Origin of the sequence: Gluconacetobacter tumulicola (assembly GCF_014174215.1) — a bacterium.
GTDB lineage: Bacteria > Pseudomonadota > Alphaproteobacteria > Acetobacterales > Acetobacteraceae > Gluconacetobacter > Gluconacetobacter tumulicola.
In genome coordinates this window covers 55920-66537 of sequence record NZ_JABEQL010000001.1, presented here as the reverse complement: position 1 = coordinate 66537, position 10618 = coordinate 55920, and the positions used below count along the sequence as shown (strand labels likewise).

General features: G+C 60.7%; 7 protein-coding genes. 5 read left to right on the top strand and 2 right to left on the bottom strand.

The window, feature by feature from the left end; translation table 11 throughout:
• Window positions 1–8 precede the first annotated feature (8 nt).
• Window positions 9–3062, bottom strand: coding sequence for a BPTD_3080 family restriction endonuclease (locus HLH29_RS00320; protein ID WP_182964023.1), 3054 nt, complete (start codon window positions 3060–3062; stop codon window positions 9–11).
• Window positions 3063–3309: 247 nt separating this feature from the next.
• Here HLH29_RS00320 and HLH29_RS00315 point away from each other — a divergent pair, with 247 nt between their 5' ends.
• The 4 genes from HLH29_RS00315 to HLH29_RS00300 all read left to right on the top strand — a co-directional run bounded on the left by HLH29_RS00315 (window position 3310) and on the right by HLH29_RS00300 (window position 8694).
• The gene (locus tag HLH29_RS00315) at window positions 3310–4119 is read left to right on the top strand and encodes a type IV toxin-antitoxin system AbiEi family antitoxin (protein WP_246373525.1); all 810 of its coding nucleotides are present in this window, start codon (window positions 3310–3312) and stop codon (window positions 4117–4119) included.
• 5 nt (window positions 4120–4124) lie between these two features.
• Window positions 4125–5042, top strand: coding sequence for a nucleotidyl transferase AbiEii/AbiGii toxin family protein (locus tag HLH29_RS00310; protein ID WP_220791308.1), 918 nt, complete (start codon window positions 4125–4127; stop codon window positions 5040–5042).
• 1288 nt (window positions 5043–6330) lie between these two features.
• A complete protein-coding gene (locus HLH29_RS00305) occupies window positions 6331–7182 on the top strand; it encodes a hypothetical protein (protein WP_246373523.1) in 852 nt (283 codons plus the stop codon).
• A gap of 219 nt (window positions 7183–7401) precedes the next feature.
• Window positions 7402–8694 (top strand): O-antigen ligase family protein, encoded by a 1293-nt coding sequence (locus tag HLH29_RS00300; RefSeq protein WP_182964021.1) that lies wholly within the window; start codon window positions 7402–7404, stop codon window positions 8692–8694.
• 35 nt (window positions 8695–8729) lie between these two features.
• Here HLH29_RS00300 and HLH29_RS00295 read toward each other — a convergent pair whose 3' ends face one another.
• On the bottom strand, window positions 8730–9134 hold the full coding sequence (locus HLH29_RS00295) for a cytidine deaminase (RefSeq protein WP_220791307.1): 405 nt from the start codon (window positions 9132–9134) through the stop codon (window positions 8730–8732).
• 118 nt (window positions 9135–9252) lie between these two features.
• Here HLH29_RS00295 and lysA point away from each other — a divergent pair, with 118 nt between their 5' ends.
• Window positions 9253–10611 carry a diaminopimelate decarboxylase gene (gene lysA / locus HLH29_RS00290; RefSeq protein WP_182964019.1) on the top strand — a complete coding sequence of 453 codons (1359 nt, stop codon included), beginning with the start codon at window positions 9253–9255 and terminating at the stop codon, window positions 10609–10611.
• Window positions 10612–10618: the final 7 nt, after the last annotated feature.

Here is a 10618-nt window from a genome sequence, read left to right as displayed (position 1 = left end):
TTGCTCTCTTACGCCGCTTCTGTCGTCTTTGTTGTTTTGGGGGCGGCGCGCAGGCGATCCACCAGTTCATTGAATTTGTCTTCAATCTCGAAAACGTCTTTGAATTCCTCAAAAGCCCAGCGTCCACAGGTTCCAAGATGGTTGACGCCGGGAATCCACAGCGTGCGCATTGTCTCGGCCTTGGCCTTCGCGTCCTCCTTTCGATATCCCTTGATTTCGACCACCAGATTGAGTGGAACTGCCGCTCCGTCATCAATGCGAACGATGAAGTCCGGTCTGTAGTGGCGGGAAACATGGCCATCATTGTAAGGCACTTCGAAACCAAGTCCCTGGTTCTTTACATAGGCCAGAACATGCGGGTTCTTCTCCACCACACGGCAGAACTCGGCTTCCCAATCGCTGTCGCAAACGACCACGTTGATATGACTTTTCTCTGGATCGGTTTTCCACGTCGTCTTTGTCGTAACGAAACTCACATCGGCAGATGAGCCGATCGGCGCGAAAGGATCGGGCACGACGATGACGGGCTTTTCGCCAATATTGGCGTAGGTGATGGCGTTCTTGATTTTCTCCGCTGCCCGTTCCGCGATATCTGGTCGAAGCAAAAGTGCGGGATAGGTCCCACCTTTGCAGACGAGGTGATTGTCCATCCATTCCCGGACAATCCGGCGAATTGGGCCAAAGAGATGCAACGGCGGATCTTCTCCGGCATCGCGGTAGGTTCGGGTGATGAGGTAAGTCGCGAGCTTGAAGATAATGGTGGACGCGCGTGCGTCTTTCATGTCCGCGAGTGTGAGGTTGTTGCTCTCGCCGATAATGCCCGCATTCTCGGTGTTTGTCGGGCCGACGAGGTCTGGTGTCAGTTCCAGCGTGGAGTCCGGAGTGAACCGCGCTGTGACCCTCTTGTCAGGCAATTCAGTGCGGTAAGCCGCGACGCGGGGAAAGATGATTTCCAGAGCATCCCGGCCTGGACGCACAGCATGAACATGCGTGGTCGGTTTTGGGATGGCTGGGACTGAAACGACGGGCTTTGCTGTAAAGTCGAACGGGATGCCGAGGATGTCGGCGTATTCGGGATTCAGCAAGCCCTCTGCGTTCAGTTCATAGGACTGGCGGCGCAGGGCGCGACCGACGACCTGCTCGCAAAGGAGCTGCGTGCCAAAGGCGCGGACGCCCAGAATATGCGTAACGGTATTCGCATCCCATCCTTCGGTAAGCATGGAGACGGAGACAACACACCGGATCTGTGCCCCCAGTTTGCCGGACTTGCCAACGGTGTTCATGACTTCGCGCAACAGAGTCGCATCATCAATCTGGGCTGCGGCCTGCGAGTTGCCTTCACGTTCGGCAATGTCGCGGCGGAAGCGTTCGATCTCGTCGGACGCAGCAGCACGGAAGCCGGAATCGAGAGCTTCCCCGGATTCAAGCTGGGCGCTGTCGATCAGGATGGTGCGCGGGCGGGAATAACGCTGATGATTTTCGTCGTAATTGGCAAAGAGCGGGAAACTTCCTGTGTTTACGACTGTTTCGTTACCGTCTTCGTCAGTCTCGCTCCATCCGGAGATGTATTTATAGACGAGTTCGGAAGTCGTCGTGTTGTTGCAGACGACGATGAAGACCGGGGGCACGTCAATGCCCTGCTGCTCCCAGATCTCAAAAACCTGACGGTAATGTCCATAAAGCGCATCCAGAGCATCATAGAGAAGATGAGGCAATTTCTCCGGATCAGCCACCGCGCTGCTGCCACGCCCTTTCTTGGGCATATCCTTGCCAATATTATCCCACAGATTGCGCAGAAGTGGCATCCGACTGCCAGGCACGTTGTCGGAAATCGGAACGCGAGGCAGTTTGACGATCCCGCATTCAATGGCGTCCATCAGCGAGAAATCACTCATCGTCCAAGGGAAAAGCGTGCCTTCAGCGTAACCTGAACCTCGGAGGAAGAATGGCGTTGCGGAGAGATCGAAGATCGTTGCGATGCCAAGCTTACGCTGCACGATTTCAAGGCCGGAGAGCCAAAGTCGGGCAGCCTTGTTGTTCTCATCGGCTTCTGTCTTGTCGTCGCCTTTGAGTGCTTCTTCCTCATCCGTTGTCGGCTTCTCGCGATAGCAGTGATGTGCTTCATCATTGAGCACGACGACACGTTTGAGACCCATCAGTTCGGGTATGACGCGCTGAAGCATCTGGCCTTCCGTTTCCAGCGTTTGGACAGGCTCCTCCCGCCAGCCTTCAAGAACCGTCCGTGTACCTTTCGCAATATCCAGCCGTTCGCGTAGCTTGAAGGCGTGATAGTTGGTAATAACGATCCGGGCTTTCATCACGTCCGGCATCATGTCGAGTGGAACAATTTCGCGCGAACGGTAATAGCTGTCCGGATCATTAGGGAGCAGGACACGGAGCCGGTCCTTGATTGTGATGCCGGGGGTCACGATCAGGAAGCCTGATGAAAACAGTTTGCTCCCTGGATGACGGACTGCGTTCACGGTTTGCCACGCGATCAGTAGAGCCATGACGGTCGTCTTGCCGGCACCAGTAGCAAGCTTGAGCGCAAGGCGGGACAGTCCGGGATTGGCACCCTCGTTGGCCTGTTTGAGGTGCGTGATGAAACGCACGCCTCGATTGCCCAGCTTGGGCGCGACCTCGGTCAACCAGATTGCCGTTTCGACTGCCTCGATCTGGCAGAAGAAGGGCTTGATTTCACTGAAATTATGGTGCCGCCAATGACGAAGCAGCCGTGCGGTTTCAGGCGTCACGCCCCACTGGTCCGGGTTGGGAAGCTGCCGCCATGCATCGACGGCCGCACGCACCTCGTTGATGAGGCGGCTATGATTGTATTCCTGCTCTTCGGAGGAAAGCCCCTCAGTGTCGGTATAGATCAGGCTGGTCTGAGCTGCTGTCGTCTTGGTTTTCTTGGGTTTGGGGACCGGAGTGACGAACTCCGCCGCTCGCCGGGATTTTACAAGGGCCCCTGTTGGCTGCCCGTGTTCGTCCAGTGCCCAGTGACGCGCCGGATACCCATAAGGGGAGTTGACGACGGGGCGGAGGAAGAAGTCGTGTTGCATCAACGGAAGGGTCCAGACGAGGAAAAGGAAGCCATTCCACCATAACGAATAATTGCTGGGGAGGCGAGCCACCGACGGGCCGTCGCGCTCAAAGGACGAGGCTGAATCCCACTTCGCTCATCAAGGGGCGAACATATGACGTATGTTGCTGCGGAACGCGATGCATGGCAGGAGGGTTTATAATATCATTAAAACGCTAAGTTAAACTTAGTAAATTGCGATTATTTCAAACTGGACGGCGGTTTGATTGTATGAAAAAATGCAAAGTATGGCTATGCGTTTGTCGGGAAAACTAAACCACCTACAGCAGGAACTCCCTGACGGTCTCCTTGTCGACGCCGCATGGATGGAGGCCCACGGCTATTCGTCGGCGTTGAGGAGCCAGTATGTACGCTCCGGCTGGCTCGAAAGCCCAGCCCGTCGTGTCTATCGCCGCTCGCGCACGCCGCTCACTTGGCAGCAGGTAGCCGTCTCTCTTCAGACCGTACTGGATCTTTCGCTGACGGTCGGCGGGCGCACTGCGCTCGAACAGCAGGGTTATGCTCATTATCTGTCAACGTCGGTTCGTGAGGTTCACCTTTACGGACCGAAACCCCCACCGACCTGGCTGCCAAGCCTGCCGCTCGATGTGGCCTTCCATTGGCACAACAGCCTGCGACTGTTTCCAGGCCACACCGATGCATCGCCTATATCAAGTCCGGCCATGGTCAATACCGGTGGTCTGACCATGCCCATTCGCTATTCCAGCAAAGAGCGCGCCGTTCTCGAACTGCTCGATGAACTACCCGAGCATGAGAGCTTCCATCAAGCTGATGCCTTGATGGAAGGAATGAGCGATTTAAGCCCGCGCCGACTGCAAATGCTGCTTGAGGCTTGCACCAGCGTGAAGGTGAAGCGGCTCTTCCTGTTCTTCGCGGACCGCCATCGCCATGCATGGCGACCTCGGCTCGATATATCTCGCATTAATCTTGGTGCGGGTAAGCGCGTCCTTGCCAAAGGCGGAAAACTCGATCCGCATTATAACATCACCGTGCCAACCGACCTGGGAGGTTCGTGAAGCTCATGGCTTTCCTCGACACATATCAGCAGCAGGTGGCTCTCTTGATGCGGGTTGTTCCTTTCGTCGCGGAGGAACGGATTTTCGCGCTAAAGGGTGGCACTGCGATCAACCTGTTCGTGCGCGACATGCCACGCCTTTCCGTGGACATCGACCTGACTTATCTGCCGGTTGAGGGGCGGCCCGCATCGCTGTCTGCGATTGACGCCGCAATGCTCAGGATCAAGGAGCGGATCGAACAGGGCATACCCGGTGTGAGGGTCAATGCCTTACGTTCGGCCGATGAGAACACCATGACGAAGCTGGTCGTTCGGGTCGGCGGTGTACAGATCAAGATAGAGGTAACGCCGGTGCTACGAGGCACCGTCTATGATCCGACTGTGACAAGCGTGGTGCCTGCTGTCGAAGATGCCTTCGGGTTTGCCGAGATGCAAGTCGTATCTTTCGCCGACCTTTATGCGGGCAAGATCGTAGCTGCATTCGACCGCCAGCATCCCCGCGACCTTTTCGACGTGCGCGGCCTGCTGGCAAACGAGGGAGTCGACGATGCGTTGCGTCGAGCCTTTCTGGTTTATCTCATCAGCCATAACCGCCCGATGGCTGAAGTTCTTGCCCCGACCCGCAAACCGCTGCGCGAGGAATTCGAGCGGGGCTTTGTCGGAATGACGGAAGAGCCCGTCACTCTCACGGAACTGGAAAACGCGCGGGAAGCGATTATCGCCGAGATGGTTGCCGCCATGCCGGACGAGCACCGGCGCTTCCTCGTCAGCTTCAAGCGAGGCGAACCGGATTGGGAACTACTCGGGATACCGGAGGCGCAGCATCTGCCTGCCGTCATGTGGAAACAGCGCAATCTTGCCAAGCTGTCCGATACCAAACGGATTGAACTGGCCGACGCATTGGAGTGGGTGCTCTTTTCATGAGCACGAATCGCCCGTCAGAATCCGCGTTGCCTGACAATGAAGATGCGGTAGAAGCGGGTGGCCCTGTGCCTTCTGGACCTCCCAGAATGACGCAAGCGACGATATTATGTGGGTTTTTGTGTGGGATAAGTTTTATCTCCCATGAGATAAAACTTAATAAATCAATATGTTGATTTGTTTTTGCGGCGGACATCCCCTCCGCCAACACTTCCAAAAATATGATTTATCAGGCTCCTGGGCGAGAGGCGCCGTGCGCCTCTGCGTCGAGACGCGTTACGGGATTTCCCGTCCGGCGACGATGTCATGCACGGCCTGTTCCATCATGATCATTGTGCGGATTTGAGGCAGCGATGCCTCCCGAGGCATTCCCCTCCTGTTCGAGAGCGAGGCGGGCGCGGTCGAAGATATCCTGCTCCACTTCTGGCCAGTAGATCCTGTCGAACGCGAAGCCCGGCACGATTGTCTTCTGCAGATCTCTGTCGGCGCACCGGGTCCGAGGGGAATTCCGGCAGGGGCCACTCCCGCATCAGGTGCATTGCGTTGGTGAGCGTCTTCGGGTCTCTGTCTGATGCCTGCTATGATGGAATGCCGAACTGCCTGCCTGACGTTCTGCTGCGCCGGACTGTTGTTCTATTGCGGCATCGCTTGTCACGGGCGAAAGGATAGAGAAAAGGACATGAAAATGTCTTCATATATCGGAACATAATCTGGAAGCTGGGCATGGGACATGCGCCGGAACCGGTGAGAGCGGGCTCTGTTCAGGCGGTTACATGGACAAGGTCCGAGCCTGTCTCTGCCGTGAGGCGATGCCTCCATCCAATATTGGTGCCGATTCGACAAGGGAGAGCCATGCCAGTTCAGGTATCGACCTGATAAAGCGTTGCAATGCTTGGAATTCAGGGTGTTGCATCGACGTCATGACAGGATGCGGTTCGGCCGCTCTTGCCTCCCGGGCGCTAACGTTTCGACGGGTTCATCGTCTCAGACGGGAGAAGCGTTGCCTTTCTGCTTGCTGCGACTGGCCAGGTGTCCGGTGGGCTCGGTCGTTGGTGTCTATTTTCACAATATTGTGAGATTGGCGGCGGAATATGAGCGTGCGGCCTGGGCTGCGGGACAGGTTGCGAGAGGCTGTATTCTTTATCTGGAATGGTCTGGACGATTTTCCTGCGATGGTGGTCCGTCATGTCCGCTGGCCGAATCCGGCTGGTGCCGTGCCGATACGGATCGTTTCCCTGAAACCGGGATTATTTCATATCGTTCATCGTCTCCGCCTTCCGGGGATGAAACAATGAACAGCGATGAGGCAGCGGCTATCAGCCGGGATGAGACTGCGACTGTTGCTTTCGAAATGGGAGATATCGAACTATCGCCCTCCGAAACGGCACCAGCCGGGGGCGGGGAGACGCTGTCCGAGCCGGTCTTTCCCGATTTGCCGGACAGCGTGCTGGCGCGCATTGTCGGGGACATGCACCGGAACGGTTTTGGTGTGGCTTACGACAGTATCGACCCCGCGCGTCTGGCGGCCCTGCAGGATTTCGTTGCCGGGAAGATTGCCGGTGTGGGCGGCGAATATGTGGCTCTCACGGGCCGGGGCGCCGTCAGCGGCACCATGCTGGAGGCGTTGTCCCTGTCGCCGGAATTCAACCGTGCCTGCCGGACGATCTACCGGATGGGAACAGGCCGAGTGGGTCCGGATGTGCCGTTCTACCAGGTTCTGCGCGGTCTCTCGGGCAAAACCGGTGAGAAGCACGCCTATTTCTTCCATTACGATTCGTACGTCATTACCGCATTGGTGCCGATCCTGATGCCGTCGGTGGGCAAGGCGGGCGACCTGATCATGTTTCCCAACCTGCGCGGTATCAGAAAGACCTATCTGGCCAATCTGCTCGACAAGGTCCTGTTGGATAACCGCCTGACGCAGATCGTCCTGAGACGGGGTGTCACATCCGGCCGTCTGCGGTTCACCCGGGTTCGCATGAAGCCGGGGAATGTCTATTTCTTCTGGGGATACCGGTCGGTGCATGCGAACGAACCCTGCGATCGCGACCAGATCCGTGCCACCGCCTTGTTCCATTATGCCAATCCTCATGCCGATAGTGGGGTACGCCGCCTGACCAGTCGCGAGGCGCCGGTCGATTGAGAACGGCCGGCAGGGCTGCGCCCGGCGTGTGTTTTTGAGCATCGGAGCGGCGCGGCCTGCCGGCCATGAACACCGAAGCGCAGGAAACGCGCGCTGGATCGCCGCCCAGGTGCATTTTCGGTCAGGCTCTGAAACAATTCGTGCCGGAGAGTCTGATCGCCAGGAATGCGCCCACGCCTGTATGGGGAAGCCTGGACTGGCAAGCGGCGTTATATGTGGATGATGGTTGAAAAGGTAAGCGGGCGCTGGGGCGTGCGCGATGGTGTGATACGGGGGATCGCTCTGGCGATGACCATGACGCTGCCGTTCTTTCAGTTACGGGGGCGGGCGATCAGCGACGGATTCATGTCCTGTATCGCGGTGTTGTTTCTTCTGCACTGCCTGCGCGCCCGCGATCGTGGCTGGTGGCGCGGATGGCCGGTGTTTGCCCTGGCATTCTGGGTGCTGGCCATCCTGTCGTCGGTGATGCATGGCACCGGCCATGCGGTTGCCGAGGCGGTCGTGCTGGGGCGGTTCTTCCTGTTCTGCATGGCGCTGGAACGCTGGGTGCTGCGCGATGGTGACGCGCGACGCTGGCTGGGCGTATCGGTGACGCTGGCGGCCCTGTGGCTGGTCGTGGAATGCTGGCAGCAATATCTGCTGGGGACCAATCTGTGGGGCTATCCGCGCTGGGTGGATGGCGCGCTGACCGGGCCGTTCTACAAGCCCCGCGCGGGGGCGGCCCTGCTGATGGTCGTCTTTCCGGGGCTGATGGTGTTCGCCACGCGCTGGCTGGAAGCGCCGGTCTGGCGCGCGCGGCTGGCGGGGATCGGCCTGATCATGTTCCTGACGCTGACGATGATCCTGATCGGCCAGCGCATGCCCGCGCTGCTATTCGGCCTTGGGCTGGCCGTCATGGCCGTGCTGATCCGCCGGCTGCGCTGGCCGGTCCTGGCTGCCGGGCTGGTCGGGGCCGGGGGGCTAGCATTGCTGCCCGTGCTGTCGCCGCCTGCCTATGCCAAGCTCGTGGTGCATTTCATGGACCAGATGCGGCATTTTTCCGACAGTCCCTATGGGCAGATCTATATCCGCGCCGGGGTCATGCTGGCCCGGCATCCATGGCTGGGATTGGGCGTGGATGGGTTCAGGGGGGCGTGCGCCGACCCGGCCTATGTCCGTGACCTTGTGCTGTTCGGCCATACGTTTCCGACCCGCGATGTTGCGCTGGGGTGCAACATCCATCCGCACAATATCTATCTGGAGGTTGCCACGACGGCGGGGTGGGCTGGGCTGGCCTGTTTCCTGGCGATGGTGGCGTGCTGGCTGTGGCGGATGATCCGTGTCCTGTCGCCAGCACAGGCGCCGCAGCAGGCGATGCTGTGCGTGGCATGCTGCGTGATGCTGTGGCCGCTGGCCTCGAGCAGCGCGTTGTTTACCGTACGGACGGCGGGCTGGATCTTCCTGATGGTCGGCTGGGGGCTGGCGGCCTCGGCCGATATCGCAGGGGAGAGAAGGGCCGATCGTCGGCTCTGATCGGGCAGGCGCCGACCTGGCGGGCTTTGGCCGGTTCAGGCGGCGTCGAGATCCTCGGGGCCGAAGGCGTCGGGGAGCAGGTCGGCCAGCGTGCGGACCAGCAGGATGTCGCCTTCCGGCCCGACCATGCGGATTCTCAGGTCCGGGGTGCCGAATTCGCGGATTTTCTGGCGGCAGCCGCCGCAGGGCGCGCAGGCGCGGTCGCCCCCGCCGCAGATGACCAGGTCGGTGATGCGGCGGCCGCCGGCCGCCACCATGGCCGAGATGGCTCCGCCTTCGGCGCAGATGCCTTGGGGGTAGGCGGCGTTCTCGGTATTGCAGCCGACGAAGAGGCGCCCGTCGGCGTCGTGCAGCGCGGCGCCGACCAGAAAGCGCGAATAGGGGGCGTAGGCGTTGTTGCGAACGGCGATCGCGGCGTCGATCAGCTTGTCGTCGGACATGGCGGCCTCCCCGGGTTTGTCCAGCCTCATGAATGCTCTATCGGATCGTATGGCGAAAGAACAGCATCGGGGGCCTGTGGCGCTTGGAACCGGGGCGCCGTCCCGGTATTCTCGGTGCATGCTGGATTGCCCCTCTTCGCCTGCCGAGCAGGACCCGACCGTCGCCGACCTTCTGGCCGCGCGACCGCATCTGTTGATGCACGCCCTTGACGGCCTGGTGCTGGAGGACGTGCCGCTGAACGCGATCGCCGATGCGATCGGCACGCCGACCTGGGTCATGGGGGCGGGCACCCTGCGGGCGCGCTATCGCCTGCTGGAGAATGCGATGCGCGGTGCGGGGCTGGCGCCGTCGATCCATTTCGCGGTGAAGGCGAACGATCATCTGGCCGTGCTGCGCATTCTGGCGGCGGAGGGGGCCGGGGCCGACGTGGTCAGTGGCGGCGAACTGCGCCGGGCCCGCGCGGCCGGGGTGCCGGCGGCGCGGATCGTCTTTTCGGGTGTCGGCAAGACGCGCGAGGAAATGGCGCTGGCCCTGGTCGAGGGGATTGGCCACATCGCGGTCGAGAGTGCCGAGGAGCTGGACATTCTCTCCGACGTCGCCGCGTCGTCGGGCCGGGTGGCGCCGATCACGCTGCGGGTGAATCCGGACGTGGATGCCGGCACGCATGAAAAGATCACCACCGGCCTGTCGACCAACAAGTTCGGCATCGCCTATGCCCGTGCCGCCGCGCTGTACGAACGGGCGGCGGGGTTGCCGGGGCTGAAGCCGCTGGGATTCTCGGTGCATATCGGCAGCCAGATCGTCGCGATGGCGCCCTATCGGGCCGCGTTTGCCCGGGTGGCGGAGCTGGTGCGCACGGTGCGGGCGCGCGGCCTGCCGGTCAGCCTGGTGGATTGTGGCGGGGGCCTGGGCATCTGTTATCGCGATGAGGCCGAAGGGGCGCCGGAAGCATTGGCCGGCGCGATCCGCGCCGAGCTCGGCGATCTGGACGTGCGGCTGGCCATCGAGCCGGGGCGCTGGCTGGCGGGGCCGGCCGGGCTGCTGCTGTCGCGGGTGATCCTGCGCAAGGCGGGCGAGGACGGGTTGCCGTCCTTCCTGATCCTGGATGCGGCGATGAACGATCTGATGCGGCCCAGCCTCTATGAGGCCTGGCATGGCATTCTGCCGGTTTCGGCCCGCGATGCGACGCGGCCCGTGGAGGCAGTGAATGTGGTCGGGCCGGTTTGCGAAAGTGCGGATTCCTTTGCGGATGGCCGGGTTCTGCCGCGTCTGGAAGAAGGGGCGCGGGTCGCGCTGCTGGATACCGGGGCGTATGGCGCGGTCATGAGCTCCACCTATAACGGCCGGCCATTGGCGGCGCAGGTGCTGGTCGATGGCGGGCGGTGGTCGGTGATTCGCGAACGCCAGCCGGTCGAGAGCCTGTGGGCGGCGGACCGGATTCCCGACTGGGTGACGCCCGTTCCGGCGGGCGGCTGAGCCCGGC